At 55.7% G+C, this 26,311-nt stretch carries 22 protein-coding genes and 1 pseudogene; 9 read left to right on the forward strand and 14 right to left on the reverse strand.

The window, feature by feature from the left end; translation table 11 throughout:
• The first annotated feature begins 64 nt into the window (after positions 1-64).
• From ACFE7X_RS06520 to ACFE7X_RS06555, 8 genes and pseudogenes are all read left to right on the forward strand, one after another.
• Entirely contained in the window at positions 65-1,342 is a 1,278-nt protein-coding gene (locus ACFE7X_RS06520; protein WP_375434862.1) for a dihydroorotase, read from the forward strand.
• A 253-nt stretch (positions 1,343-1,595) separates the two neighbouring features.
• The gene (purE, locus tag ACFE7X_RS06525) at positions 1,596-2,123 is read left to right on the forward strand and encodes a 5-(carboxyamino)imidazole ribonucleotide mutase (protein ID WP_375434863.1); all 528 of its coding nucleotides are present in this window, start codon (positions 1,596-1,598) and stop codon (positions 2,121-2,123) included.
• Positions 2,120-3,370, forward strand: a complete 1,251-nt coding sequence (locus tag ACFE7X_RS06530; protein ID WP_375434864.1) for a 5-(carboxyamino)imidazole ribonucleotide synthase — start codon at positions 2,120-2,122, stop codon at positions 3,368-3,370. The genes purE and ACFE7X_RS06530 overlap by 4 nt, the downstream gene beginning before the upstream one ends.
• A gap of 425 nt (positions 3,371-3,795) precedes the next feature.
• Entirely contained in the window at positions 3,796-3,945 is a 150-nt protein-coding gene (locus ACFE7X_RS06535) for a hypothetical protein (protein ID WP_375434865.1), read from the forward strand.
• 387 nt (positions 3,946-4,332) lie between these two features.
• The gene (locus ACFE7X_RS06540; RefSeq protein ID WP_375434866.1) at positions 4,333-4,632 is read left to right on the forward strand and encodes a hypothetical protein; all 300 of its coding nucleotides are present in this window, start codon (positions 4,333-4,335) and stop codon (positions 4,630-4,632) included.
• A gap of 274 nt (positions 4,633-4,906) precedes the next feature.
• Positions 4,907-5,074, forward strand: a complete 168-nt coding sequence (locus ACFE7X_RS06545) for an IS3 family transposase (RefSeq protein ID WP_375434867.1) — start codon at positions 4,907-4,909, stop codon at positions 5,072-5,074.
• Positions 5,075-5,179: 105 nt separating this feature from the next.
• A complete protein-coding gene (locus ACFE7X_RS06550) occupies positions 5,180-5,326 on the forward strand; it encodes a hypothetical protein (protein WP_375434868.1) in 147 nt (48 codons plus the stop codon).
• Positions 5,327-5,543: 217 nt separating this feature from the next.
• Positions 5,544-5,663: pseudogene (locus ACFE7X_RS06555) on the forward strand (hypothetical protein); the annotation flags it as partial.
• Between the two features lie 255 nt (positions 5,664-5,918).
• Here the strand turns inward: ACFE7X_RS06555 and ACFE7X_RS06560 are convergent.
• Positions 5,919-6,476, reverse strand: coding sequence for an FKBP-type peptidyl-prolyl cis-trans isomerase (locus ACFE7X_RS06560; RefSeq protein ID WP_375434869.1), 558 nt, complete (start codon positions 6,474-6,476; stop codon positions 5,919-5,921).
• Positions 6,477-7,137: 661 nt separating this feature from the next.
• Between ACFE7X_RS06560 and ACFE7X_RS06565 the strand changes: the two genes are divergently transcribed.
• Positions 7,138-7,896, forward strand: coding sequence for a sugar phosphate isomerase/epimerase family protein (locus tag ACFE7X_RS06565; protein ID WP_375434870.1), 759 nt, complete (start codon positions 7,138-7,140; stop codon positions 7,894-7,896).
• A gap of 21 nt (positions 7,897-7,917) precedes the next feature.
• Here the strand turns inward: ACFE7X_RS06565 and ACFE7X_RS06570 are convergent, their stop codons facing one another.
• The 13 genes from ACFE7X_RS06570 to ACFE7X_RS06630 all read right to left on the reverse strand — a co-directional run bounded on the left by ACFE7X_RS06570 (position 7,918) and on the right by ACFE7X_RS06630 (position 26,289).
• The gene (locus ACFE7X_RS06570) at positions 7,918-8,706 is read right to left on the reverse strand and encodes a DUF1080 domain-containing protein (RefSeq protein WP_375434871.1); all 789 of its coding nucleotides are present in this window, start codon (positions 8,704-8,706) and stop codon (positions 7,918-7,920) included.
• A gap of 198 nt (positions 8,707-8,904) precedes the next feature.
• The gene (locus tag ACFE7X_RS06575) at positions 8,905-9,780 is read right to left on the reverse strand and encodes a sugar phosphate isomerase/epimerase family protein (protein WP_375434872.1); all 876 of its coding nucleotides are present in this window, start codon (positions 9,778-9,780) and stop codon (positions 8,905-8,907) included.
• 48 nt (positions 9,781-9,828) lie between these two features.
• The gene (locus ACFE7X_RS06580) at positions 9,829-10,716 is read right to left on the reverse strand and encodes a hydroxypyruvate isomerase family protein (protein ID WP_375434873.1); all 888 of its coding nucleotides are present in this window, start codon (positions 10,714-10,716) and stop codon (positions 9,829-9,831) included.
• 63 nt (positions 10,717-10,779) lie between these two features.
• Positions 10,780-11,253, reverse strand: coding sequence for a c-type cytochrome (locus ACFE7X_RS06585; RefSeq protein WP_375434874.1), 474 nt, complete (start codon positions 11,251-11,253; stop codon positions 10,780-10,782).
• A gap of 11 nt (positions 11,254-11,264) precedes the next feature.
• Positions 11,265-12,317, reverse strand: coding sequence for a sugar phosphate isomerase/epimerase family protein (locus tag ACFE7X_RS06590; protein ID WP_375434875.1), 1,053 nt, complete (start codon positions 12,315-12,317; stop codon positions 11,265-11,267).
• Positions 12,318-12,324: 7 nt separating this feature from the next.
• A complete protein-coding gene (locus ACFE7X_RS06595) occupies positions 12,325-13,476 on the reverse strand; it encodes a Gfo/Idh/MocA family protein (protein WP_375434876.1) in 1,152 nt (383 codons plus the stop codon).
• Between the two features lie 24 nt (positions 13,477-13,500).
• Positions 13,501-14,751 carry a nucleoside permease gene (locus ACFE7X_RS06600; protein ID WP_375434877.1) on the reverse strand — a complete coding sequence of 417 codons (1,251 nt, stop codon included), beginning with the start codon at positions 14,749-14,751 and terminating at the stop codon, positions 13,501-13,503.
• Between the two features lie 181 nt (positions 14,752-14,932).
• The gene (locus tag ACFE7X_RS06605) at positions 14,933-15,544 is read right to left on the reverse strand and encodes a gluconate 2-dehydrogenase subunit 3 family protein (protein ID WP_375434878.1); all 612 of its coding nucleotides are present in this window, start codon (positions 15,542-15,544) and stop codon (positions 14,933-14,935) included.
• Between the two features lie 12 nt (positions 15,545-15,556).
• Positions 15,557-17,233: a GMC oxidoreductase gene (locus ACFE7X_RS06610; RefSeq protein WP_375434879.1), complete on the reverse strand. Its 1,677-nt coding sequence runs from the start codon at positions 17,231-17,233 to the stop codon at positions 15,557-15,559.
• 363 nt (positions 17,234-17,596) lie between these two features.
• Positions 17,597-19,660: a glycoside hydrolase family 65 protein gene (locus tag ACFE7X_RS06615; RefSeq protein WP_375434880.1), complete on the reverse strand. Its 2,064-nt coding sequence runs from the start codon at positions 19,658-19,660 to the stop codon at positions 17,597-17,599.
• 115 nt (positions 19,661-19,775) lie between these two features.
• Positions 19,776-21,551 (reverse strand): alpha-glucosidase, encoded by a 1,776-nt coding sequence (locus tag ACFE7X_RS06620; RefSeq protein ID WP_375434881.1) that lies wholly within the window; start codon positions 21,549-21,551, stop codon positions 19,776-19,778.
• A gap of 102 nt (positions 21,552-21,653) precedes the next feature.
• Complete coding sequence (locus ACFE7X_RS06625) at positions 21,654-23,219, reverse strand: RagB/SusD family nutrient uptake outer membrane protein (protein ID WP_375434882.1); 1,566 nt, start codon at positions 23,217-23,219, stop codon at positions 21,654-21,656.
• A 19-nt stretch (positions 23,220-23,238) separates the two neighbouring features.
• Complete coding sequence (locus ACFE7X_RS06630; RefSeq protein WP_375434883.1) at positions 23,239-26,289, reverse strand: SusC/RagA family TonB-linked outer membrane protein; 3,051 nt, start codon at positions 26,287-26,289, stop codon at positions 23,239-23,241.
• Positions 26,290-26,311 lie beyond the last annotated feature (22 nt).

The raw sequence follows: 26,311 nt of genomic DNA on the forward strand, positions 1-26,311 counted from the left end.
TATTTTCTTCTTCAACAGCCAGAATATCCCCAACCCCTTGCCGGTTTACAGCACTCATCCATCCATGCTTCTCCTTCAAAACGCCCGCATCGCCTCCGAAAATTCACCTGTGCTGCTCGAGAGCGATGTTCTGATTGTCGAAGGAATAATTCAGGACGTCGGCAGCAGTCTAGCCATTCTCGAGGGGGCCCGCGTCATCGACGCGCGTGGTCGAATTCTGATGCCGGCCATGTTTGATGCCCACGTTCATTTCCGCGCCCCCGGATTTGAGAATAAAGAAACTATCACTACGGGGAGCGAAGCGGCCATCAATGGCGGCATTACCGGCGTGGTTATGATGCCGAACACCCGCCCGGCCCTCGACTCGGCGACATCGGTGGCCACCGTGCTGGACAATGCTAGACGCAAGGCGCGCATTCCGGTTTACACCTCTGGCTGCGTCACCAAAGACCGCCAGGGCAAGGAACTAGCAGAAATCGAAGGCATGCGCATACTCGGGGTGAAAATGCTCACCGACGATGGGGATACCACCAGCGACCCGGCGGTGCTGCTGCGGGCGATGCAGTACGCCACCGAGTTTGGGATGTTTTTCGCCAGTCATTGCGAGGTACCGGAACTGGCCGGGCCGCGCGCCCTGAACGAAGGGGTGATGAGTTATCGGCTAGGTATCAAGGGCTCGCCAGCGTGCGCGGAGGAAATTATCATCGACCGTGACATCCGCTTGGCCCGGGCGGCGGGCGCACACGTGCACATCCAACACGTGTCCAGCAAGCTCGGCATGGAAACCATCCGCTGGTGGAAATCCCGCGGCGATGTGAAGGTCACGGCGGAAGTGGCACCGCATCACCTGATGTTCACCGACGAGCACATCGGTGACTATGACACGAACTACAAGATGAATCCGCCGCTGCGGACGCAGGCGGATTGTGACGCCCTGCTCGAGGGACTTATTGAAGGCGTATTCGACCTCATTGCCACAGACCACGCGCCGCACACACCGTTTGAAAAAGCCCAGGATTTCATCAGCGCGCCCAACGGCATCACCGGCTTGGATACGGCTCTAGTGTCACTCTATCACCACTTTGTCGAGCCCGGAAAATTCGGGTGGGACTTGGTGGTGAAGCGCTATTCGGCGGAGCCCCGCCGCCTGATGGGTTTGCCGGTACCTGCTATCGAAGTCGGCCAACAAGCCGAGTGTGTCTTGTTCGATACCGAAGCGGAAACAACCTTCACGCGGGAATTCATGAAATCCAAATCCCAAAACACGCCCTTCATCGACCAGACGTTGAAAGGCCGGGTGGACCTGGTGATTTTGGGTACGGAAATCCTGCTGGAACGCTAGCCGTTCGTTGCGCTAAGACCGGTCTTTTTCAGGATTGGCCCCGAATTTAGCGATACTGCTTGTGTCGCAGTAGTAGATTTGTGGCCGCGGAAAAGGGTTTTCAACCGGATACCCTTTTCCTTTTTTCACCAGCGGGGCAACACGCAGCCCAAGCCGCCAGCTGTCCGAAGGCGGGTTCGGGCCCGTGACCACGCCCGAACCCGCGTTTTTATTGACCATTCAGGGAAGCCAAGTCCCCTTTACAAGACCCACCATGAGTACCCTTCTCCCATCCGACACCCCCAGCACCGTCCCGGGCAAGCCACTGGTCGGTGTTGTCATGGGCTCCAGCAGCGACTGGGACACTATGCATCATGCCGTGCAAATTCTCACGCAATTTGGCGTAGCCTACGAAGCGCGCGTGGTGTCAGCCCATCGCATGCCCGACGACTTGTTTGCCTACGCCGAACAGGCCGGTCCGCGCGGCTTGCAAGCCATCATCGCCGGCGCGGGTGGGGCTGCCCACCTGCCGGGCATGATGGCCGCCAAAACCACGCTGCCCGTGCTAGGGGTGCCGGTGGCCAGTCGCCATTTGCAGGGGGTGGACTCACTGCACAGCATCGTGCAAATGCCCAAAGGGATACCCGTGGCCACATTTGCGATTGGCAATGCCGGGGCGGCCAATGCGGCCTTGTTCGCGGTCAGCCTGTTGGCCCTGCATGACCCGGACTTGGCGACCAAGCTGCTGGCCTTTCGCGCCGAACAAACCGAAGCCGCTCGCGCCATGACGCTGCCCGTATGAACGCCGATAGTCACGTTGCAGCCATGACCCCGGTTTATCCAGGTAGTATAGACGCCGCGGGCCAGCGGGCCACCCTGGGGGTGCTGGGGGGCGGCCAGTTGGGCCGTATGTTTGTGCATGCCGCCCAACGCCTGGGATACTTCACCGCCGTCCTGGAGCCCGACGCGCAAAGCCCCGCCGGGCAGGTGAGTCACCACCATATTCAGACCGGCTACGACGACCCGGCCGGACTAGTGCAATTGGCCTCCCTGTGCCAGGCCATCACCACCGAGTTTGAAAACGTGCCGGCCCAAGCCCTGCAAACGCTGGCGCTGACCCGGTCAGTGGCGCCGAGTGCGGCCGTGGTGGGCATTGCCCAAAACCGCATCGAGGAAAAAGCCCACTTCGCGGCCTGCGCTGACGTGTCGGGGGTGAGTTGCGCGCCCTATGCGGTAATTGAAACGCCAGCCCAGCTGCAGGCCGTTCAAAACGACCGAGCAGATTTGCTGCCTGGCATCCTGAAAACCGCGCGCATGGGCTACGATGGCAAGGGCCAGGTCCGCGTTAAGACCGCCGCTGAACTGGCCGCCGCTTGGGCGGAGCTAGGCGTCGTCGCCTGCGTGCTGGAAAAGATGTTGCCACTAACCGCCGAGTGTTCGGTGCTGGTAGCCCGCGGCTGGGACGGCCAGGTCGTCAGCTTCGCCCCGCAGCGTAACGTGCACGTCGATGGCATTTTGGCCGTGACCCACGCGTACGAAGGAAATATGCCGCCTGCCCTGGCAACTAGGGCCTGCGACGCGGCCGTCTCCATCGCGCATCATCTCGGCTATGTCGGAGTGCTGTGCGTCGAGTTTTTTGTGGTGGAAGACGGCAGCGAGCACGGCGGTCTGGTGGTCAACGAAATGGCTCCGCGCCCGCACAATAGCGGCCACTACACCCTAGACGCCTGTGACGCGTCGCAGTTTGACCTGCAAGTTTATGCCATGGCGGGTTTGCCCTTGCCGCAGCCGCGCCAGCATTCCCCGGCTATCATGCTCAACCTGCTGGGCGAGGTGTGGTTCAACGCCAACGGTCAACTGCAGGAGCCGGATTGGCACTCCGTGCTGAGCCTACCGGGCACGCACTTGCACCTCTACGGAAAGGTGGACGCGCGCGCAGGCCGCAAGATGGGCCACCTGACCATCACCGGTCCGGATGTCGCCAGTGTCCAAGCCGTGGCGCGGCGTGCCGCTAGTCTGCTCAACTTGCCGGGGCTGGACGCCATCTAGGCGCCGTTGTCTGAACATGACCAATTCAACCGGACGCCGATGGTCTTTTTACTTCTGTCCATCATCTCTAGACCACCTCAAGCATACATAGTACTTACTTATTTAGATTCACTCAGCCCTTGCATCTTCTTGCGCATTGGTATGCCAAGCAGCTTCCTGAAGAAGCAAATACCTTTGTGGCCTTACGGCAATAGCATCGTGTAGGTGGCCGATTCACGCGCTATGTACAACACTATTCCAGCCAACGTTGCTCGCCACATTACGCTTGCCTCCGAGGTAGTGAAGAGTCAAAAGTAGGACTTTCTGCTAGCCTTAAAGAAGGGATTCGACCCGTACATGGGGTTCGGTACGCACCTGAAGGTGACCCGTGCGGATGGAGCATCTGGGCAGGCGAGTACTCGGCAGCAGAAGACTTCTTCCAACCCGTGCCTCTCGCCCATGTGAAGGAGTGGGAGCCACGGATGCGCCGCTATTTGGGCTTAGCGCCGGACGGGCGCTTCTACTTCTACCAGAACAAGGTTACAGTGCTGTCTGGTACGACCCTAGCATTCCGAGGTAACAACAAGCAAGGCTAGCAGACCTTATGTAGGCTGCAACTCCTGCTTGGTGAAATTCTTAGCCAAAGGCCACAACCAATGGTAGGCAGTTGGTTCAAGCAGGTAAATAACGCTTCTATCTGCTCGCTTACGCTTTCGACACTGTCGGGCAAGGCTAACTCCGTAGCAGGATCAAGTAATTGAATCAAATGCTCGCCCAGGAGTTCCTAGACGATTTACTTGGTTAGCTTGTAGTTCTGGCAAGGAGGCATACGCATAGCGCTTGTGGATTTCGGCCCCGAGGAACCAGAATTCCGTGTGATCATCTTCCAGGATGCAGAGCCCTGTTTCTTTGGCTGTGTCAAAGGGGCTCATAGGCAAGACTAGTAGACATAAAAACGACTTATCAGACCTTAGCTTGCATACATGACAGCGGAGCAATTTAATACCTTTTGGCAACGTACTTACCCCGGCACCATTCCGCTTTCCTATCCGCTACGTGACGAGTATCCGACGCGCTGGTTACGTACTCATAGCTTACCAGGCTCGAAGCGTTATCCTAGTAGTGCTGACGAGTGGGAAACACTACTTGCCTGGCAAAATACGGTGTTGGCTGAAGTGCTCCAGCTAGAGGAACGGGTGATGCTGGTAACAGGAGAACACGATTTTGACAGCTTGCACACAAAGTCCCCATTAGAATGGCAGTTCTCGGCCGATATTCACTAGAGCACCGCCTCCACAAACCGCCGGTTGTCCTGGCCCCAGCCCCTGCGCGTGTCTTCCCGGCCCGGTAGCAACGACGCAATACGCACTCATTGTCCATTGGTGAGCATCTTGACCATAACTCAAGATACTATTCACTGTTGATACCTCTTAATTCGTTGCCTGCTCTAAGCGCAGACTCGGTCAGCCACCTGCGTGAGCGTCTACCAACATATTGCTCAGCAGCAGAAGCAGGTACCCGTGCGGTAGCTCTGCCACGTCCTGCAGCTCGCGCCGAGTGCCTGCCTCCGAGCCCATCGGGCAACGGGCCGTGCGACAAGCCTTTGCCCAGCACGAGTGGCGCTATGGCACGTGCCGATTGCGGGCCAAACTGCAGGCCGAAGGCCATGGCGTAGGCCAGGGACGCATCCGCCGCATGCTGGCTGTCCATGGCTTACGCGCCTAGCAGTCCCGCTCGTTTGTGCCTCGTACCACTGATTCCGGCCTAGTCCGGTACGCGGTGCCCAGCTACTTGGGTCAGCCGTCGCCTACGGTCCCTAACTAGGTGTGGGTGGGCGACATTACCTATTTGCCTAAGCAGGGCGGCGGCTGGTTATATCTGGCCACCTGGCTGGACCGCTGCTCGCGCAAAGTCGTCGGCTTTGGTGTTGCCGGGGCGACACGGAGTTGCGTGAGACCCTACCCGAAGACCTCGTGAGCGAGGTCCTATGCCGCGCTCTGGCCGTGTGCCAACCTGCCCCCGGACTCATGGTACTGACTGCCCAAGGTGACGCCCGACGTCGCCTTGGGCAGTCAGTACCATGAGTCCGATTTAAACTATGTGCGCGCAAAACGGGGCGGTACAGAGCATAAACCGGCGCGGCAACTGCTCCGACAACGCGCACGTCGAATCGTTTTGAAGTCGACTCAAAACCGAGTGGCTCGACGGAGGCAGCTTCCCCGGCTTGGCCGAAGCCACGCTCAGAATCAGCCATTACATTGCCTACTACAACGCCGAACTCCTGCTAGCTTCGCTGACCCCCCGCTTTAGTTGATTTGCTTTACCAACTCATACATTTCTATTGTTTGTCTAATAAAAAGGGTTGATAAGCACTTGTAATTCAAAACGTAGATTAAACAACAACAAAATGAGTGGTCCTGGTTTAGCGGTGTTGCCTTCAAGGCAACACCGCTAAACCAGGACCACTCATTTTGTTGTTGCTTGAAAGGTGAGGACGCTCAAGATACAATCTTGATATAGCAACTTCCTGGTTAGTTAGAGTCTTAAAACAAGCAAGTGTGGAGATAGACTAATTAATTTCTGTTAGCTCTACGTCAAACCGCAAAGGAGTGTCTGGGGGGATTGTATTGCGAGATCCGGCCGTACCGTAGGCTAGAGCGGAAGGAATGAGTAGGATAGCTTTCTGCCCCTTACGCATTAGTCCAATACCTTCATCCCAGCCAGCAATAACTTGACCTCTGCCTAATGGGAACATAATTGGTACAAGTTTACTATCAGCACCAAGGACAGATTGATCGAATACACGATTGTTGAGGAAAGTGCCTTTGTAAATCACGGAAACTTGCTGACCTGCTTGGGGTAAGTTACCTGTGCCCGGTCTTCTAGTTACTATATACAGACCCGACGGTTGGCGCTGCACATTAGTGAAACTGCTATCAGCTATGTACTTAGTGATTGCCAGAGAATCGGTTGTTCGTACTTCTTTGATATGTTTTAGGGTTTGTTCGTTTAGTTCATCGACTTCATTCCTGTCGCAAGCAATTAGGAATAGGGGACTTAGAAACCAGATGAACCCATGGGCCAAAATCTGTTTGAGGCGCGATAAAGTGAGCTGTTGCTGAGGCATATAGGTGGGAGTGAGGGGTAGACTAATAAACTGCAAGGTTAAATTTATACTTTGGAGATGCTCTTTTCAGAAAGAGCTAAGTAAGTAGAATAGCTAACCAAATGAAGACTGCTATCAGCTTGAAACTTAATTTAGCACTAGCAACAAAAATAAGTCCAGTACTTGGTTTGGCTTTAAAATAGCACACGGTATAAGTTTCATCTTCTAATAGCATTAATAAGCTGTACTTGTACTTTCTATATGCGTAGCCCTTATACGTGTAACCGTCACGTATTTGTTTAAATTTCTAGTATAAATCAGATTTTATTTATGACACCTAGTGTACGGCTTGTTTATCTTCCGTACAATTACAGTTAGCCAAGCCCGATGGAGCTCGCAGATATTTGGCCCTTATAATGTAAAAGAAGCACACTATCGTGCTATTGGTAAGGTAGTCATTCCGACAAAATTGGTGAACAAATTTTAGCTGTAAATTTCTGTGCTTCTTTAATCGCAAAGTGCAGTACCAACTCTTCCCCTCAAAACCCACCACATCATGACCACTCGTAGATCTTTTTTGACGTCTGCTGCGATACTTTCTACTGGCTTGCTGGTATCGCCGGCTTTACTTGCTTACAACAAACGTTACGTTGGCTTGCAACTTTACACGGTTCGTGAGGCTATGGAAAAAGACCCAGCGGGCACTCTGGCTAAGCTGGCAAAGATTGGCTATAATTCGGTGGAAGGCGCAACGTATACTGGCACCCAGAAATTCTACGGTATGACGCCCAAAGCTTTTGCAGCTTTGCTGAAACAGAACGGGATGATTATGCCTAGTAGCCACTACCGTCTGGGCGAAGAACAGATGAAAGGGGCACCAGTACAAGGAACGATGCTACATGGCTGGGACCAAGCCGTAGATGATGCCGCTGCTGCTGGCGTTAAGTATATGGTGTGTGCTTACTTATCGGAGGCTGAGCGGGGCAACTTAGACCATTATAAGTACGTGGCCGAGCAACTTAATAAGGCGGGTGAAAGGTGCAAAAAAGCAGGCTTACAACTTTGCTATCATAATCACGACTTCGAGTTTAAGTCGCAGGACGGTCAGCTGCCATACAATCTGTTACTTGGCAATACTGACAAGCAGTTGGTGCAAATGGAGCTTGATTTATACTGGGTGAGTAAGGCAGGGCAAGATCCATTGACTCTATTCAAACAGCACCCCGGTCGGTTCCCGCTTTGGCATGTGAAGGACATGGACAAAACACCTCAACAAGCCTTTACAGAGGTAGGCAACGGTAGCATCGACTTCAAGCGGATATTTGCCCAAGCTGCCCAAGCTGGGTTGCAATACTTTTTCGTGGAACAGGATGCCACACCTGGGTCGCCCTTCGACAGTGTTACTAAAAGCATTACTTACATCAAGAAGAACTTGGTGTAAGTAACGCTTTGTGAGCGGCGACTATTGGTTTGCTACAGGCAACTCTCGTATCCAGATGTTACGGAAGCTTAATGGCTCGCTTTTGTCGCCGTGAGCTTGCAGCTTGATAGGTGCCGCTCCGTGACTTTGATAAGCGGGCTTGCCAATGTAAACAGTGGGGCCGAGCAAACTCACGTTGTTTTCAACTAACACGCCGTTGAAAAGAACTGTCACCCGGGCGGGGGTTAGGACGGCGCCACCTGTGGCAAAGGTGGGCGCCGTCCAAATCACATCGTACGTTTGCCATTCGCCAGGCTTACGCGTGGGGTTAGCCAGTGGGATAATCTGTTTGTAGATGCTCCCTGCCATACCGTTGACGTAGGTTTTGTTGTTATAGGAATCTAGTATCTGAAGTTCGTACCCAAGATCCCCTTTACCTAGTGAGGCTAAGAACAAACCGCTATTGCCTCGGGCTTGCGCAGTGCCACTAATGTTGGCTGGTACGCGCCACTCGATATGGAGTTGATAATTGGTGAAAGTGCGTTTGGTTTCGATATTGCCTACTGCCTTATTAACTGTCAGCACTCCACTGGCTACCGTCCACTTAGCTGGTGCAGTTCGGTCATCGGCTGACACCCATTGGTCGAGGTTTTTGCCATCAAAGAGCACTAGTGCATCGGAAGGGGCGGCACTGTTATTAGGGCCGGGGGTTACCACTTTGGGGACTGGTTCCCACACTTCGGTGTCTTCCGGCTTGCCGGCTTGCTGGGCCTTCACGGTTCCGAGGCTACTTGTTAACAACGTGGCGGCAACCAAGAAGTGTACTCTCATGTGAAAAGTGGTTAGGGCGGGTGGAATTTTCGACGAATTGCTCGACAGAACTGGTCTAAGCAGTTCTAAAACCAAGGCATTGGCTATGGCAGATTTATGCTAGGCACTGGGACATAACTAAGCAATCTTGCTGCAAGCTGGGCACAGATTGGATATTGAAGTTGCAGTTTACTGTTGAGGTACTAGTTGCTAACTTATCTAAGACAGCAGGTTCTTTTTGATGTATGCCGCACTTTGACTAATGCTTTGGTAAGCATCCATTGCAAAGTATTCCTGCTCCATAAAAATATGCTGTAGCCCAGCTGAAGTAGCATTCTGGAATATCTTCTTGAAGTCAATGGTACCTGCGCCTACTTCCGTGTTGCGCTCTGGCTGGGCTTTATCCATATCCTTAACGTGCCACATGGCAAAGCGCTTGGGATGGGCGGCCATCAGCTTAACGGGGTCGAGACCGGCGCACACCACCCAATACAAATCCAACTCAAAGTCCACTAGGGCCGGATCAGTTTCCTTTAGCAGCACGTCGAACAAGGTAACTCCACCTATTGCTTTGTATTCAAAGTCATGGTTGTGATAGGCTACCCGTAACCCCGCTGCCTTGCACAACTGCCCCGCTTTGTTGACCTTTTCGGCAACAGCCTTGAAGTCGGCAGCGGATGCGCGTAGCTTCTCATCGAGGTGCGGAACCACGATGTACTTCTGCCCGCAAATCTTGGCCGCTTCAATGTAAGATTTCAGCGCTTCGGGGTTGCCGTCTCGCACGAAGCCATTCATTTCGTAATGGCCGCTAGAAGAAGTTAACCCATTGGCAGTTAGAGCTGCCTTGAATTCAGTTGCGCTCAGGCCCCAAAACCCTTTTTCCTTGCTATAGCCATAGGTTTCCACCTCCTGGTAGCCTGCCTTGGCTACTCTAGCTAATACTCCTTTCACGTCCTTGCCAATATAATCGCGCAGCGTGTACAGTTGCAGGCCGATTTTTAGGGGCGACGGGGCAGCCATCAGGTGGCTGGGCGCGACCAAGGAAAAAGCCGATAGCAAGCCCGCTTGCTTAAGGAAAGTTCTTCTTTGCATCATAGCTAAGGAGTTGAAAGTGCAATCAGGGACAAGCAGTTGGTGATAAAACTAAACGTCACACAATTGAACAGCCTTCCGCAGCGAAGCTAGCTTGTCGGCTTGCTTGGGAATGAATTCTTGTGCTACGTAGCCTTGGAACCCGGTGGCTTTGATGGCCCGCATGATGGCCGGGTAATAGAGCTCCTGCGTTTCATCGATTTCGTTGCGGCCAGGTACGCCCGCCGTATGGTAATGGGCAATGTAGGCGTGGTTGTCGGTGATGTTGCGGATTACGTCGCCCTCGTCGATCTGCATGTGGTAGATGTCGTAGAGCAGCTTGAAGTTTTCCGAGCCCAGCTTTTTAGCGAGGGCTACCCCCCAGGAGGTTCGGTCGCACTGGTAGTCTTTGTGATTGATCTTGCTGTTAAGCAATTCCATTACAAGAACAACTTTGTGTTTGGCCGCCAGTTCTACCAGGGGCTTGAGACCTTTCACGCTGTTGGCCAAACCGGTTTCGTCGTCCATGCCCCGGCGGTTGCCGCTAAAGCAGATCAGGTTTTTATAGCCCGCTTTGGCTACCACCGGAATCATCTCCGAGTAGTTTTTCAGCAGCGCGGCATGGTACTGCGGGTCGTTGAAGCCATCGGTTAGGTTTATCTCCGCGCCATTACACATAGGCGAATCCAAACCATACTTTTTCAAGGTTGGCCAGTCTTTGGGCCCCACCAAGTCGATACCCTTGATGCCCATTCCTTTAGCTGCTGCGCAGAGCTGGTCGAGAGGCATATCATTGAAGCACCAGCGGCACACCGAATGATTGATATTGTTTTTCAGATCGGGGGCTTCTGCTGGTTGTGTTTCGGGCATGAATGCGCTTAATGCACCTGTGGTTCCGGCTACGGCCGTGCTGGCCAGGATATTCTTGAGCACCGTACGGCGGTTGGGGAGCGGGGCCATGGCGAGTTTGCTTATGTGGGTTTTTCGGAGTGCGGAACGGACGGTAAGTCCGTACTTCACGGGCTACTTCAAGCTCAAAATGTACTTGGCCATTTCCTTGGCATCGGCTACTGCCAAATCTGGATGCGGGGTCATCGGAATCTCACCCCAATTGCCTTTGCCGCCCTGGATGATTTTGTTGGCCAGCATCGTAATGTTGGCATCATTGGAAGGGTATTTCTCGGCAACGGCCGTGTAAGCAGGCCCTACTAACTTTTCGCGCTCCTTGTGGCAACTCGTGCAGTCAGAAGAAGTAATAAGCTTGGCACCCTTAGCCACCAAGCCACCGGAATGCTCGGTGCCAATCTTGGTGACGTTGGTATCAATTTGCGGTTGGTGCGCTACAGCCGAAAGGTTGGAAGCCGAAGAACTGTCGCTATTCAACTCATCAGACGAAGCCGCTTGCATAGTTGGTTCGTTGGCGCTGTTGCTTTTGGGTTCCGATCCGCAAGCGGCGAGTACGGCACCTACAGCAAGGAACAGGATGGATTTTTTCATAGGGGATGGGGTTATAGCCCTAACAGGGTTTTGTTGAAGTCAGCGTTGGTGCCAGTGCTGGCAAAGTCATCAAAGGCTTTGTCGGTGACCCGGATGATGTGGTTTTCAATGAATGGGGCGCCTTCGCGCGCTCCGTCCTCGGGGTGCTTAAGCGCGCATTCCCATTCCAATACGGCCCAGCCGGGAAAGTCGTAAGCGGCAAGCTTGCTAAAGATGGCTTTGAAATCAACCTGTCCGTCACCGAGCGAGCGGAAGCGGCCGGCCCGATCTATCCAGTTTTGGTAGCCCCCGTACACGCCCTGCCGGCCGTTAGGATTGAACTCGGCATCTTTGACGTGAAACATCTTGATGCGCTCGTGGTAGAAGTCGATATACTCCAAATAGTCCAAGCACTGCAACACGAAGTGCGAAGGGTCGTACAGCAGACAGGCCCGTGGGTGCTGATTGACTTTGTCGAGGAACATCTCGTACGTTGTGCCGTCGTGCAGGTCCTCGCCGGCGTGTACCTCGTAGCATAAATCCACGCCGCACTCATCGAACGTGTTGAGAATGGGTGTCCAGCGGCGCGCTAACTCAGTGAAACCTGTATCCACCAAACCAGCGGGGCGTTGGGGCCAAGGATACACCATCGGCCAGAGCAAGGCACCACTAAATGTGGCATGGGCATTGAGCCCTAGATTTTGCGAGGCCTTGGCCGCATAACGGAGCTGTTGCACTGCCCATTCTTGCCGGGCCTGCGGGTTGTTGCGGTATGCTTCCGGCGCAAAACCATCAAATAGCTGGTCGTAAGCGGGATTTACGGCCACTAGCTGGCCCTGCAAATGCGTGGAAAGTTCGGTGATTTGCAGCCCCGCCGCCTGTACGATGCCATTGATTTCGTCGGCGTAGGTTTTGCTTTCGGCAGCCTTTTGCAAGTCGATGAAGCGTGCGTCGGTGGTGGGCACTTGCACTCCTTTGTAGCCCAAGCTGGCCGCCCAAGCGCAAATGGTTTCCAAGCTGTTGAAGGGTGGCTGGTCGCCGATAAATTGAGCCAAGAAAATGGCGGGTCCCTGAATCGTAGTCATAGGCAGCTTAGACAAGGAAATCTGTCCACTTTTTATCGGATTTGCCGGAGGCAATTACATTTTCTATAAAGGCCATGCCCCGCACGCCTTCGGCTATGCTCGGGTAATCTAAGGCTTCGGGTGAAGCTGTTTGGTTGGTTAGCTCGGCCTGCAAGGTCAACCCGAAATTGCGGTAGAGATTGGCAAATGCTTCCAAGTAGCCTTCGGGGTGGCCAGCCGGGGTGCGCGTGTTGTGCTGCGCAAAGGAGCTAACGTAGCCAGTGCCCGTCCGCCGAATCTCAGTTGGCTTGTCGAGCCACTTCACTTGCAATGTGTTGGCGTCAGCTTGCTGCCATTCGAGGCCACCCAGCTCGCCGTACACCCGAATGCGGACGTTGTTTTCTTCGCCCGCGGCAATCTGCGAAGCTACTAGCACGGCGCTGGCCCCATTGGAAAGCTTGAGCAGCACGGCTCCATCATCGTCGAGCTGGCGACCGGCCACTACAGTGTTGATGTCGGCGCAAAGCTGAGTGACTTGCAGGCCCGTCACGTACTCCAGCAAGTTGAAAGCGTGGGTACCGATGTCGCCCATCGCTCCGGCTACGCCGCTGCGGGCGGGGTCAGTGCGCCAGGCGGCTTGTTTGTTGTCGCCCCCTTCTTCGAAGTTGCTGAGCCAGCCCTGCGGATACTCCACGTACACCTTGCGGATGTTGCCGATGGTAGCAGTGGAAACCAACTGGCGAGCTTCCTTCACCATAGGGTAGCCGGAATAAGTGTGAGTTAGGCACAGCTTTTTGCCACTGGCAGCTACTACTTGCTCTAGCTGCTTGGCCTCGGCTAGCGAGAACGTCATGGGTTTGTCGAGAACCACGTGAAAGCCGTTTTCCAGTGCCAGCCGGGCGGGCTCGAAGTGCAGGTGGTTGGGTGTTACGATGGAAACAACCTGGACCCGTTCGGCTTCAGGACGCTGCTTTTCTTGCTCGATTAAGTCCTGATAAGAAGCATACACCCGGTCAGCGGGCAAACCTAAGGTTACGCCGGTGGCCCGGGACTTTTCGGCGTCGCTGCTGAAAGCGCCAGCCGTTAACTCGTACATCCCATCGAGGGCGGCGGCAAAGCGGTGCACGGCCCCAATAAAGGCCCCTTGTCCGCCGCCAATCATGCCCAGTCGTAATTTCATGTGTGAAGTATGTGGTAGTTGGGCTTACACTTCGAGGCGGGCATTAGCCTCGGCGTAGCTGATTTCCTCGGTTGGTACGGGAGCGTTTTTATCACGGAACAGCAGCAGGAAAACCACCAACACCCCGGCCGCAATAGCCGCCGGAATCAGCCAGATGGTTTGCCAGTCGTGTAGGTTATCAGCGGTTTTGTGGGCATCCACAATCTGGCCCGACAGCAAAGAGCCGAGCAGCATGCCCACGCCATAAGTCGCCAGCGTGATAAAGCCCTGGGCCGCGCTTTTCGATTGCTCGCCGGCCAGGTTGTCGGTGTAGATTTGGCCCGTGACGAAAAAGAAGTCGTAGCAGATGCCGTGCAGCACGATGCCCACAATCAGCATCCAGTACGCCGACTCTCCGTTGCCGTAGGCAAAGAACAGGTACCGAATCACCCAGGCCAGCATGCCGATAGCCAGCATTTTCTTGACGCCCAACCGGACGAAGAACACCGGAATTAGCAGCATAAACAGCACTTCCGATACCTGCCCCAGGCTTTGAACACCCGCTGCCGCTTTCATGCCTGCTTCGTTAAGAAACGGATTGGTGAAGCCGTAGTAGAAGGAAAGGGGCACGCAGATGGCTATCGAGGCCAGGAAGAAAATCAGATACGAGCGGTTTTTCAATAGGCCAATAGCCTCCAAGCCTAGCATGTCGCCAATGCTGCTTTTGCCTTCTTTCTTGATGGGCGGCGTAGGGGGCAAGGTGAAGCTGAATACCCCGAGCAGGGCCGAAGCACCCGCCGCCATCTTGAAGGTAAGCCCCAAATTGCCACTCTGTTCCCAGTTCAGCCAGCCGATGGTGATGCCAGCAATAATCCAGCCCAGGGTGCCAAGTACCCGGATCATGGCAAATTCTTTCTGCGGATTCTGCATCTGCCGGAAGGAAATGGAATTCACCAAGGCCAGCGTGGGCATATACAAAATCATGTAGGTCAGGATGCTGGGATAGAAGCTGCTGAAATCATCAGCTAGGGAGGCTCGCCATAGCAAAGCGGCCCCCGCTAGGTGCAACACGCCCAAGATCTTCTGGGCCGAGAAAAACCGGTCGGCAATCAGTCCGATGATGAAAGGGGCGACGATGGCCCCGATGGACTGCGTGAGCACCGCTACCCCCACCTGTGTGCCCGTGGTATGCAGGTTTTGCAACAGGTACGTGCCCAACGTTACAAACCAGGCGCCCCAGATGAAAAACTCTAGGAACATCATCAAAGACAATTTAAAGCGGATGGTAGGGCTCATAAGCTAAGGAGGGGTAGAGCAGTCAGATGCAGTTTGTGAAATACGGGACGCCTAGTTGGCATCCACTCATGGGGGCAACTCGCAGGTGTGCTAAGCATACTTGCTTGAGCAGTCAGTATGCCCAGCACACCTGCGGACGCAGTAGTAAGCGAAGGACGGCATCCTTCGCCAGGTCGCTACCTTAGGTGGTAGCCCAGGCCCGGTCGCCTTTTTTGTAGGCCACGTCGCCATCGTAGCGGCCCGGCACCGGCAGGTAGCGCAACGCTTGGGTAGCGCCCACTTCCGAGGTGAAATAACCGAGCAAGGTAAGTTCCTTCATCATGCGGAAGTAGCGGCTCGGGTCGTCCTTGCGCTTATTGGCCGTGAAGTCCTTCTGCTCTTTGTCACGCGCGGTCAGGAAAGCGGTCCGCTGCGTGGCGTCACAGTCCATGAACGACTTGCCGTTCTGCTTTTGGCAGTCTTTATCTAGTTGAGTGAGACCTTTAAGGAACACCTGCTGATCCTCGGGCGTGTAGCAGTCGCGGACCATCACGGCCATAAAGCTGCCCACCTGCGCGGCTTTGGCCCCCGGCGTTTTGGTGGCCGGCAAGACGGTTTCGCCTACTTCGTCGAGCAGTTGAATCTGGTTTTGATTCAGTAAATCTTTTGGTTTGGCGGCCGCTACAGGCTTGTCGGAGCCTGCCTGGGCATCTTTTTTGGCGGGTGAGCTACAGCCGGTCAAAAAAAGGTCGGCACCAATTACGGTGCTGCCCATAATGAGGGCAACTCGGGCGAGGGCGTCTCTGCGGTTCATAAGGGTGGAAGCTTAAACGTTCTGTTTCTTTAGTTCGCCCGCGGCATGATCCACGGCCCGGGCGGTGAGAGCCATATACGTCAGGGAAGGATTCTGGCAAGCAGCCGAGGTCATGCAGGCCCCGTCCGTCACGTACACGTTAGGCGCATCCCACACTTGGTTGAATTGGTTGAGCACCGACGTTTTAGGGTCGCGGCCCATGCGCGCCGTGCCCATTTCGTGAATGCCACCACCAAGGTTGTAGCCCCCGTTGTAGGTTTTCACGTTTTTCAGCCCGGCTTTCTCCAGCATTTCCTGCGCATCGTTCATCATGTCGATGCGCATTTTCTGCTCGTTGTCGCGGATGTGGGCATCGATTGCAAGAACAGGGAGGCCCCACTTGTCTTTCTTGGTTTTGTCGAGGGTGACTTGGTTGTCGTGGTAGGGGAGGGTTTCTCCGAAACCAGTTAGGCCCATGCCCCACTGACCAGGCTCGGTCAACGCATCTTTGAACTCGCCACCGATATTCATTTCCGGGATTTCGCGTGCCCAACCTTCGCGGCCAGCGCTGCCTTGGTAGCCAAACCCGCGGATATAGTTGCGCTTGTCGCCGAACAAGTTGCGGTAGCGTGGTACGTAAATGCCGTTGGCCCGGCGCCCGTACACGTATTTGTCGTCGTACCCTTCCACAGTGCCGCGAGCCCCTGCCCGGAAGTGGTGGTCCATCAGGTTGTGGCCTAGCTCGCCACTGCTGCTACCTAGCCCGCCCGGCCAGATGTCGGTGGCGGAGTTCATCAACACCCAGGCTGAGTTTAGCGCCGAGGCATTCAGGAAAATGACCTTGGCGAAGTACTCGTAGGTCTGGTTGGTTTCGGCGTCGAGCACCTCTACACCCTTGGCCCGCTTGGTGTCTTTGTCGTAGAGGATTTTGGTGACGATGGAAAACGGCCGCAGCGTGAGGTTGCCCGTGGCTACCGCTGCCGGCAGCGCCGCCGATTGCGTGCTGTAGTACGCTCCGAACTGGCAGCCGAGCCAGCACTTGTTGCGGTACTGACAGCTCACGCGGTTGTTGTGGTTTTGGGTGATGTTGGCCGTGCGCCCAATCACCATGCGCCGGTGCGCATAATTCTTCTTGATACGGGCGGCCACGTCTTTCTCTACCACGTTCATCTCCATGGGGGGCATGAACTCGCCATCGGGCAGTTGCGGCAGGCCTTCCTTGGACCCGCTGATACCCACAAACTTCTCGACTTTGCTGTACCACGGCGCCAAATCCTTGTAGCGAATGGGCCAGTCGACGGCAATTCCGTCTTTGGCATTGGCTTCGAAGTCGTAGTCGCTGAGGCGGTACGACTGCCGGCCCCACATCAGGGAGCGGCCCCCAACCTGGTAGCCCCGAAACCAGTCGAAGGGCTTTATCTCCACGTATGGGCTTTCTTTTTCGTTGACCCAGTAGTCGAGGTTACTTTCGTTGAGGGTGTAGTCGCGGCCGAGCACTGGATAATCGGCAATCATCTGCTGCGTTTTGCCGCCCCGGTGCGGAAACTCCCACGGGTTCTTGTTGGCGTTGACGTAGTCCTTGATATGCTCGATGTTGCGGCCTCTTTCCAGCATGATGGTCTTCAAACCTTTCTCGGTCAGCTCTTTGGCCGCCATGCCGCCGGATATGCCAGAACCGATGACAATGGCATCATATGTGTTTTTTTCCATGATCTGGAAGGGTAATAAAGGTGGGAATCAGTAGGTAGGGCAAGGATCTTTGCCCGATGATAAGCTGCAAACCAGGGCTATGAGGCCTCGACGGTTGGTAATGATATAAATAATTTATCACCCTTAGATGATATTTTATCTAAGATTTCCGCGAGGCCGCAATCATCAGTTGCTCATAAGCTTTGCCATATATTCGATTTCAAATTCATTTACAGCAAGAAAACAGTCGTCGGCCAAGGACAAGTAAAGTGATTCTTCACTCACTCTCATAAGCCAGGCCGAAGTTACGAGTTCAGCTTGTCTCTTTTTCTTAAGTGAAGTTCTGCTTGGTAAATGGCGAAGCGTCAGCCTACTTACTGATGCCTACCGAGTCACAGTGTATGTCTTTCGTTGGGTACCGATGCCTGTAATCTTCACCGACTTCCAGTTTTTGGGTAGACTGGTTTTAACTTGCCGGATGCCGGCGGGTGTAATATCTAGTCCGCCGAAACCCATCAGCACGGCTTGCAACACCCCACCCGCACCCGTCGCGAAATAGGGGTTGGTGCCGCCCTTGGTTTCGGCAATCACCCGAAAGGGCGGCAGCAGGTTGGGCTGGTAGGAGTCTTGAAAGAAATGCTGAGCCTTGTCGCCGTCGCCGAGGCGGGCATAGAGCAAAGCAAAAATGGCCTGGGTCATGGCGGGCGTGCCCTCGTTCGGGACGCGCGTTTCGTAGTAGACGAGGTCTTTTTTGATTTGCGCCGGGGCCGTTACCACGTTCAACGGGTAGGCCAGCAGATTCACGTCGCCTTGTTTGATGCCTTCGCCCTTGTAGGTGGCGTGTTCCTGGGTTACGCCGTCGGGGAAGTGCAGCAAGGGTATGTTCTGAGCCACGTGCAGCCAGTCGGGATTAGCGGGCAGGTTGAGAAGCTTGGCGGCGGCCGTGGCATTGCGTAGGTTCACCTGCGCCGCGGCGTTGGTGAAGGCGTTGTTGTCGACGTTTTCGGCCCACTCGTCGGCCGCTACTACGTTTTTGATGTCGTAGTGGCTGGGGCCGTTACGTTCTACCCGGCTAGCCCAGAAATCGGCGGTGGCCGAGAGAATCGGCCAGCCTTTCTCCCGCAGCCAAGCTTTGTCTTGCGTGACGCAGTAGTACTGCCAGGCGGCCAAGGCCACATCGGCGGTGATGTGGTGCTCGAACGGGCCGCTCAGGGCCCACACCGGCGTTTCTTCTACGCCCGAGTCGGCGCTTTCCCAAGGGTACATGGCGCCCTGGTAGCCGTGGGCAAAGGCGTTGTTGCGGGCCGGGGCCAGGCGGCGGAAGCGATACTCAATCAGCGACTTAGCAATTTCGGGATGCATGACCAGCAGCGCCGGAAACATCCACAGGTCGGAGTCCCAAAACACGTGCCCGTTGTAGCCCAAGCCCGACAAGCCCATGGGCGAAGGGGAATAATCGGTGCCCGCGCGCGAAAAGCTGTAGAGGTGATAGAGCATGCTATGCACGTCCTGCTGGGCCTGAGGGTCGCCTTCAATCTGGATGTCGCTTTTCCACAGCTCGTCCCAGGCTTTGGCGTGGAAAGCCAGCAGGCGCGGCTTGCCTTCGAGCCGGGCAAAAATGGTTAGGCGCTCGGCCTCGTTGAGCGGGTCGGCGTGGTGGGCAGAGGTGATGGACGAGCCCGCTACCGCGTAGGTGTAGCTCTGCCCGGCTTTCAGCGTTTTGCTGAACTTCATCAGGTGCATGTTGCTGTCCCACATTTCGTGGATTACCCGCGGCTCCTGTCCGTGGGGCTCATTGAACAGAAAGCTGGTGGAGGCGCACAGCTGCAATTTGCCCGTGGCGCTCCGGGCCGAGGACGTCAGCAAGCTAAGCGTGGCGTGCGGCCGGTCGATTTCGTTGTAGTAGTTCTGCACGTCGCGCAGCGCGTCAGGGGCATCCATTACGCTGGCGGCTGTGAGGTTCACGTCTTTCTTGGCCGTCACCGCTACGTCCATCAGCCCGGTGAAAGGCAAGTGGCGCAGCGCGTAGTGCGTGTAGGTGATGGTGGCCTTGTCGGCGTAGTCGAAGATGGTAGTCAGGGAAGCGTGGCGCATGTCGAGCTGCTGCCGGAAGTTGCTGACGTCCTTGCCCGTTAGTCGTTTGCCGTCCACTTCCAGGTACATGTTCAGCAGGTTGAAGCTGTTGAGGAAGTTGCTTACCCGCCCCCGCCCGTACTGGTCGTAAGCACCCGCTAGCACCACTGCTTTCACCTGAAAAGGCTCCGGCGACGAGACGATACCTAGCATGCCGTTCGCCACCGTCACGCCATAATACGCCGCCGGATCTACTTTGTCGGCCGCAATGCGCCAAGGGTCCGGCTGCTGCGCCGCCACCGGCTTTGACGCAGCCAGCAGCAGTACCAGCGTGCACAGGTAAAGTTTAGGTGTGAGGAATTTAGTGGTCGGCATAGAAAAGGAACGGAGGGAAGAATCTACTGTAGTGCTTGGTTGAAAAGTAGGCAGCTTTCTGCTTCAGGTAGGCTTTTAAGAAGAGCATCGAGCTAGCAACTAACACAAAATGCGCTTAGCGCAAGGGCACCACCACCGCCTGCCAAGGCTGAAGCGTCAGGGCTTTATCTGCTGCGAAAGTGGGGTAGTTGTTGAGCCACGGCTTTCCCTTGGTGGCCATACCGGCTGGCAGGGGCCATGCGCGCTTGTCCGACGAGAAGTTGAGTGCTACCAGCACCTTCTCGTTTCCTTGGGTGCGGGTGTAAGCGTAGATGTGGGGGTTGGCTTCGTCGAGCAATTGATACTGCCCATACACCAGCACTTTGTGCTGCTGGCGTACGGCCGTGGCCCGGCGAAAGTGGTTCAGCACCGAGGTGGAGTCTTGGTCTTGGGCTGCCGCATTGAGCTGCGTATAGTTAAGGTTTACCTTCAGCCAGGGCGTGCCGGTGGTGAAGCCGGCGTTGGTAGTGGCGTCCCACGGGAACGGCGTACGGCCATTGTCGCGGGCGGTGCGCTTGGCTTGGGCCAGGAAGGCAGTTAGGTCACCTTTCTGGCTTTTCACGCGCTGGTAGCCGTTACGGGTTTCCACGTCCCTGTAGTCTTGGAAGTTGTCGAAGCGGATGTTGGTCATGCCCAGCTCGTCGCCGTAGTAGCAGTAGGGCGTGCCGCGCATGCTTAGCACGAAGGTGTTGAGCAACTTGGCGGAGGCGGCCCGGAACGCCGGCCTATCGTCGCCGAACTTGCTGGTCATGCGGGGCTGGTCGTGGCTGGCCAGATAAATCGACAGCCAGCCTTTCTCGGCGAAGGCACTGTCCCAGCGGGTGTAGATGCGCTTGAAATCGGTGAGTTTGTAGCCGCCCGGCCCGTTGCCAATGTTCATGCCCTCGAAGTGGTAGGCCATGTTCAACTCTTTGCGGGCGGGGTCTACGAAGAGCATGGCGTCAGTAGGACCAGTGCCAGCGCCTTCGGCCACGGTCATGACGTTGTACTTGCTGAGCACCTCGCGGTTCATTTCCTGCAAGTAATCGTGCAAGTGCGGGCCGCCGCCGTAGTACTTGATGATATTCTTTTCGTAGCCCGCGGGCAGGGGCGGAAAGCGGGTGTCCTTGGAGGCGAATTGAAACGCATCGAGCCGGAAGCCGTCGATGCCTTTGTCTAGCCAGAAGCGCATCATGCTGTAAATTTCCTGGCGCAGTTTAGGGTTTTCCCAGTTCAGGTCAGGCTGTTTGCGCGAGAAATAGTGCAGGTAGTAGGAGTTGGTGAGCGAGTCGTATTTCCAGGCGTCGCTGTTCACGTCGAAGAAGCTCCAGCGGGGCGTGGGCTTGCCCTTCTCGGCCGGCCACCAGTGGTAGTAGTTACGGTACGGATTGGTGCGCGAGCTGCGCGCCTGCTTAAACCACTCGTGCTCGTCGGAGCTGTGGTTCACTACCAAGTCCATCACCAGCTTGATGCCGCGCTCATGCATGCCCTTCAGCAACTCGTCGAAATCCTGCATGGTGCCGAAAGCGGGCTGAATCTGGCGGTAGTCGGAGATGTCGTAGCCGCTGTCGTCGTTGGGCGAGGCGTAGATGGGGTTCAGCCAAATGGTGCCCACACCCAGGCTTTCAAGGTAGTCGAGGCGGGAGATGATGCCGCGCAGGTCGCCCTCCCCGTCGCCGTTGCTGTCCTGGAAGCTGCGCGGATAGAGCTGATACACCACCGTTTCTTTCCACCAGGTTTGGTTTTGATTGGTAGCTGTTGGCTTTGCAGTTGACTCGTTGGGGTTCGTGGTGTTGGTTTTCGGTTGGGACTCGCCGCAGCCTGCCAAGGCTAGTAGTAAGGTCGCCGCTAGTGTTGGTGCAATGTTTTTCATAAGGGCAGTCAGGTACCAGGCCGGACACAAACAAGCCGCTGATTGCTTGCTAGAAAGCAACCAACGGCTTGTTTACGTATCTACCGAATTCGTTTTGCGGACTTAGTAGCCCGGACTCTGGGTGATGTTGCGGTTAACATCCACCTGAGTCTGCGGAACGGGATAAATCAGGTACTTCACGTCACTCTGAGGCTTGTCTTTGCGGGCCTGCAAGAATTTGCCGAACCGAATCAGGTCCTGCCGCCGCCACGACTCCCCATATAGTTCCCGACCCCGCTCGTCGAGCAGTATGTCGAGAGTGAGTGAGGGCAGGCTGCTGGCCCCGCGCGAGGGATGGGTACGCAACGAGTTGACGATAGCTAGCGCCGTACCTCCGTATGCTCCGGCACTGGTCGCCGTGCCGCCCCGTAGAATGGCTTCGGCCTTCATTAGCAGTACGTCGGCCAGCCGGAAGCTCACATGGTCGTTTTCGCACCCGTTACCGCCTTTCCCCTCGCTCACGTAATCGACGGGGTATTTTACGGGCCGAACGCCTTTGGCTTCGAGGTCAGCACCAGTTTCAAAAAGGTTGATTTCCTTGGTGAAAGCCAACGGAGCGCCGCTGCGCGTGGTGAGCGGTGCATCGGTGGCAAGGTTGTACTGCTGGCCGATCAAGAAACCCGTGTTGATACGTCGGCCAGGATTAGCAGGACCGCCATCGGTTGCGTATGCTACGCCCCGGCGTCTATCGGTCGCCTCAAATAGGTCGTAGAACGCGGCCGTAGTAGCTGGGCCATTGTAGCCGTCAACGGGCCGCATGTTGTAGTGCGACACAAACTTCCAGGAGTCGCGGGTGGGGCCGGCGTTGCCGTAAGTATTTTCCTGCGTGAAAATGTTCTCCCGACCAATAGCCGAGTTGTTGGGCGCAAAGTTGTCGAAGAAGTTGGTCGTGAATGAATACCTGTTGCTGTTGATTATCTGGTCGGCCAGCGTAATCACCTGGTTCATGTCGGCGGCTGCAAAAGTCGGGGACTGGCGATTGGCATACACCCCCTTGTTGAGGTAGCACTTCATCAGCAGTACCCGGGCAGCGTCTTTGTTGGCACGGCCGGCGGGGGCATCGGGGAGGTTTGCTTGAATAGCCGTTATTTCACTAACGATGTATTCGAGTGCCTCAGTGCCTTTGCGCACCCGGGCCAGCTCGCTTAGCTTCTCACCTGGCTCCCGGTAGAGAACTTGGTCGTAAAGGTCGAGTACCAAGAACATGGCCCAGGCCCGCAGGAATCGAGCCTCGGCCTGCTGCTGCACCGTAGGATCAAAGCGCAACAAGTCAGTGGCCGCGTAGATGATGCCGTTAAGTTGGGTATAGGTGTCGCGCACCCGCTCGTTGTTGGGGTCCCACGTGTGGTTGAAGAGCTGCCGCCACTTGCCGTTATCGTCCCAGTCAGGCCCGCGAGTGGGCATAATGCGGGCATCGGTGGATACTTCTTGGAGGGCAAACACGCTTACATGGCCCTGAATAGGGTCGCGCTGCGCATTATAAACGCCCGTAAGCAGAGCTGCGGGGTCACCGCGCGGAATCTGGTCCTGCGTGAGCTGACCTTCTAGCGTTTCGTTGAGCTCGCAGCTGCTGGCCACCTGTAGCAACGCCAGAACGGCGGCCGCACATACAATCTTTGGGTATTTCATGGTGGGAAGAAGATAGAAGTTACAGGGAAAAATTAACGCCGAACGTGAAGGTGCGGGCGCTAGGATAGGCGAGGTAGTCAATACCAATGGATGGCACTTGGTTGGCCCCGCGCTTCACCGTGTTGATTTCCGGGTCAAACCCGTCGTATTTGGTAATCACAAACAGGTTCTGACCCGTAGCGTAGATCCGAGCACCTTTCACGAAGCCACCCACGTCGCCGAAAGCATAAGAGAGCGTAACGTTGGACATTTTCAGGTAGTTGCCTTTTTCCAGGTAGCGGGTAGAAGCCGCCGACGGGTTGCCTGTTGCTTCTTTAATTGGATTTTCGAAGGTGGAAAGGGCAATGTTTTTGCCTGCTCCAATCTGGCCCACGTTGCCCACTGCGTTAAGCGTGTTGTTGTAGATGTACTGGCCGAATACGCCAGTCATGTTCGCAATGAGGGAGAGTTTGCCATAGCGGGCATTGGCGCTCAAACCTAGCAGGGTGCGAGGGTTGGGGCTGCCTGCGTAAGTAAAGGCGCCGAATTCGTTGGACAAACCCTGGTCATTGAGGCCATTGTACTGGGGCAGGAAAAAAGCATTAATGGGTAAGCCGTTGCGAATAGTCTGCGACAATGCTCCCGAGAGTCCCTGCCCGTTGATGGCACCAGTCGGGATGGGCGCTCCTATGAGGTCCGACACTTCATTACGGATAAAGGTGGCGTTGGCATTGAAACCTACTTCCACTTGCTCGGTGCTCACCAGTGTAGTGCCCAAACTCAGTTCTACACCTTTGTTCACAATTTTGCCATCGAGGTTTTCCCAGCGGACGGCCGCGTTGGAGGGGCGGGGCTCCCCAGGCGTTGTGGGAAACAACAGGTCGGTGGTCGTTTTGTAGAAGTAGTCGGCTGTGAAGGTGAGACGGTTACTGAACGCCCCGATGTCGATACCGGCGTTGAACTGGGCGTCTGACTGCCACTTCAAATCGTCGTTTCCATCATTGAGTGGCGACTGGGCCGCCCCGTTGTTGTCGAGGGTATAACGCGTCTGGGCCGAGCCCGCCGGAAACTCTTGGTTGCCAGTGCGCCCGTAGCCGGCCCGAAACTTAAGCTGGCTAAGCTGCTCGGCTGGGAAGAACGCCTCTTGGCCTAGATCCCAGGCCAGCGCGAACGAGGGAAAGTAACCTACCCGGTTGTTGGGGCCGAACTTGCTGCTCTCGTCGCGGCGCAGCGTTCCGGTCAGCACATAACGATCTTTGAAATTGAAGATGGCCCGGCCAAAAACCGATTGCAGTTCTGTCGATGGGTCAATGAACGACGATACTTGGCGAGCACCGGCACTCGAATACTGAATGTAGTTGGTGTAGTCGAGGCCGAAGACCCCGAAGCCTCCTCCGGCAGGATTGCCGAACGCATTCAAGTTGGAGCCCGAATTAGCGAACTTGGTGTACTCGTATCCCAGCACTGCATTTAGATTCAGGTCGCTGGCTACCGCCTTATTGAAGTTCAGCGTGTGCGCGATTTGCTGCGTAACCAACTCGTTGTCGCTGATGGCGGCAAACCCCTTGTCAATCAAATCAGGGAAGTTGATGAGGCGCTGATCGATGGAGGTGCGCCGCTGACCGGTGTTATAATTCACGCTAAGCAGCGCCCGATACTGCAACCAGTCGGTGAACTTGTAAGAAGGCGCGGCACTGGCCAAGATGGTAGTTACCCGCGAGTTGTCGTTGAAATATTCTTGGTTGGCTAGCGGGTTCACCACATCGCCGGTCACCACGTACAGCGAGCCGTCGGGGTTGCGTAGCGGCTGCGTGGGGTTCCACTGCAAAGCCTGCCCAATCAGACTACCCCGGAAGCCGGCATCGGTCGTAATCGGGGCCAACTGCTCCCGAAACTGACTGGTCGCAATGTTTATGTCGAGACCTAGTTTCTTGCTTTTCAGAAACTGTAGATTGGTAGAGAGGTTGGCGCTGTACTTCTTGAAGCCCGTTTTGCGTACGATACCATCCTGGTCGAGGTAGCCGAGTGACAAGCGGTAGCGGCCGGTTTCGCCGCCGCCACTCATGGCTACGTTGTAGTTCTGCAAGTAGCCGGTACGCAGAATTTCATCTAGTGCGTCTACGTTGCCCCCTTTGTCGCCGTTGGTCACGCCGTAGTAGGTAAGGGCCTCCCGGTATTGACCGGCGTCGAGGAATTCTGGCCGACGCAACAGGTTCGAGAAGCCAGTGGACAAGCCGACATTGAGGGTCGGGTCACCCGACTTGCCTTTTTTGGTGGTAATAAGTACCACCCCGTAGGCGGCCCGGGAGCCATAGATGGCTGTGGCCGAGGCATCTTTGAGCACCGTAAACGTCTCGATGTCGTCGGGGTTGAGGAAGTTAAGCGGGTTGCTGTCGGCACCGGCTCCAATATCGGTGGAGGCCACCAAGCCCGGCCGAGCCGAACGACCGTCGAGTGGCACGCCGTCCACTACGTAAAGCGGTTGGCCCGTGCCCGTCACGGCCGAGTTGCCTCGGATGCGGATGGTAGATGGCCCGCCAGGCTGGCCACTGTTGTTGCCTACTTGCACCCCCGATACGCGGCCCTGAAGTAATTGGTCGGGTGACGTGAAGGTGCCTTTGTTGAAGTCCTTTTCGCCAATCACCGCCACGGCCCCAGTCACGTCCTGCTTGCGGGCTGTGCCGTAGCCAACTACCACTACGTCGCCAAGGGCTTGGGCATTTTCCTTTAGCGTGACCTGCACCGTGGTTTTGTCGGTGATGCTCACCTGCTGTGAGGTGAAGCCTACGTACGAGATAGTGAGCGTAGTGGCCGAAGCAGGTGCTTGTAGCTCGAAACTGCCATCGGAGCCCGTGCTGGCCCCAACGGTTGTGCCTGTCACGACCACCGTTACGCCCGGTAAGCCGCCGCCTTGCGCATCAACCACTTTGCCGGAAATAGCCCGGGTGGTCTGCGCTTGGCTTAATAAGGGTAAGAAAATAAGTAGTAGGCTGAGCGCCAAAAGTTTGAGCACTGCGGGTGGCATGCCGCCAGCCCGTATCAGGGTCGACTGCTCATACGATTTGTGCCGTTTGTACCAGTTGTTGGCCATGAGTGAAAGATGAAATGGTGGG

The sequence above is a fragment of the uncultured Hymenobacter sp. genome (assembly GCF_964242765.1).
GTDB lineage: Bacteria > Bacteroidota > Bacteroidia > Cytophagales > Hymenobacteraceae > Hymenobacter.

What these genes read in the sequence shown, in the direction of transcription:
- ACFE7X_RS06570 (WP_375434871.1), bottom strand. Translation starts at nt 8,706, where the DNA reads ATGAGAGTACACTTCTTGGTTGCCGCCACGTTGTTAACAAGTAGCCTC.
- ACFE7X_RS06595 (WP_375434876.1), bottom strand. Translation starts at nt 13,476, where the DNA reads ATGAAATTACGACTGGGCATGATTGGCGGCGGACAAGGGGCCTTTATT.
- ACFE7X_RS06615 (WP_375434880.1), bottom strand. Translation starts at nt 19,660, where the DNA reads ATGCCGACCACTAAATTCCTCACACCTAAACTTTACCTGTGCACGCTG.
- ACFE7X_RS06540 (WP_375434866.1), top strand. Translation starts at nt 4,333, where the DNA reads ATGACAGCGGAGCAATTTAATACCTTTTGGCAACGTACTTACCCCGGC.
- ACFE7X_RS06585 (WP_375434874.1), bottom strand. Translation starts at nt 11,253, where the DNA reads ATGAAAAAATCCATCCTGTTCCTTGCTGTAGGTGCCGTACTCGCCGCT.
- ACFE7X_RS06625 (WP_375434882.1), bottom strand. Translation starts at nt 23,219, where the DNA reads ATGAAATACCCAAAGATTGTATGTGCGGCCGCCGTTCTGGCGTTGCTA.
- ACFE7X_RS06600 (WP_375434877.1), bottom strand. Translation starts at nt 14,751, where the DNA reads ATGAGCCCTACCATCCGCTTTAAATTGTCTTTGATGATGTTCCTAGAG.
- ACFE7X_RS06580 (WP_375434873.1), bottom strand. Translation starts at nt 10,716, where the DNA reads ATGGCCCCGCTCCCCAACCGCCGTACGGTGCTCAAGAATATCCTGGCC.
- purE (WP_375434863.1), top strand. Translation starts at nt 1,596, where the DNA reads ATGAGTACCCTTCTCCCATCCGACACCCCCAGCACCGTCCCGGGCAAG.
- ACFE7X_RS06630 (WP_375434883.1), bottom strand. Translation starts at nt 26,289, where the DNA reads ATGGCCAACAACTGGTACAAACGGCACAAATCGTATGAGCAGTCGACC.
- ACFE7X_RS06565 (WP_375434870.1), top strand. Translation starts at nt 7,138, where the DNA reads ATGGAAAAAGACCCAGCGGGCACTCTGGCTAAGCTGGCAAAGATTGGC.
- ACFE7X_RS06520 (WP_375434862.1), top strand. Translation starts at nt 65, where the DNA reads ATGCTTCTCCTTCAAAACGCCCGCATCGCCTCCGAAAATTCACCTGTG.
- ACFE7X_RS06590 (WP_375434875.1), bottom strand. Translation starts at nt 12,317, where the DNA reads ATGACTACGATTCAGGGACCCGCCATTTTCTTGGCTCAATTTATCGGC.
- ACFE7X_RS06530 (WP_375434864.1), top strand. Translation starts at nt 2,120, where the DNA reads ATGAACGCCGATAGTCACGTTGCAGCCATGACCCCGGTTTATCCAGGT.
- ACFE7X_RS06610 (WP_375434879.1), bottom strand. Translation starts at nt 17,233, where the DNA reads ATGGAAAAAAACACATATGATGCCATTGTCATCGGTTCTGGCATATCC.
- ACFE7X_RS06575 (WP_375434872.1), bottom strand. Translation starts at nt 9,780, where the DNA reads ATGATGCAAAGAAGAACTTTCCTTAAGCAAGCGGGCTTGCTATCGGCT.
- ACFE7X_RS06560 (WP_375434869.1), bottom strand. Translation starts at nt 6,476, where the DNA reads ATGCCTCAGCAACAGCTCACTTTATCGCGCCTCAAACAGATTTTGGCC.
- ACFE7X_RS06620 (WP_375434881.1), bottom strand. Translation starts at nt 21,551, where the DNA reads ATGAAAAACATTGCACCAACACTAGCGGCGACCTTACTACTAGCCTTG.
- ACFE7X_RS06605 (WP_375434878.1), bottom strand. Translation starts at nt 15,544, where the DNA reads ATGAACCGCAGAGACGCCCTCGCCCGAGTTGCCCTCATTATGGGCAGC.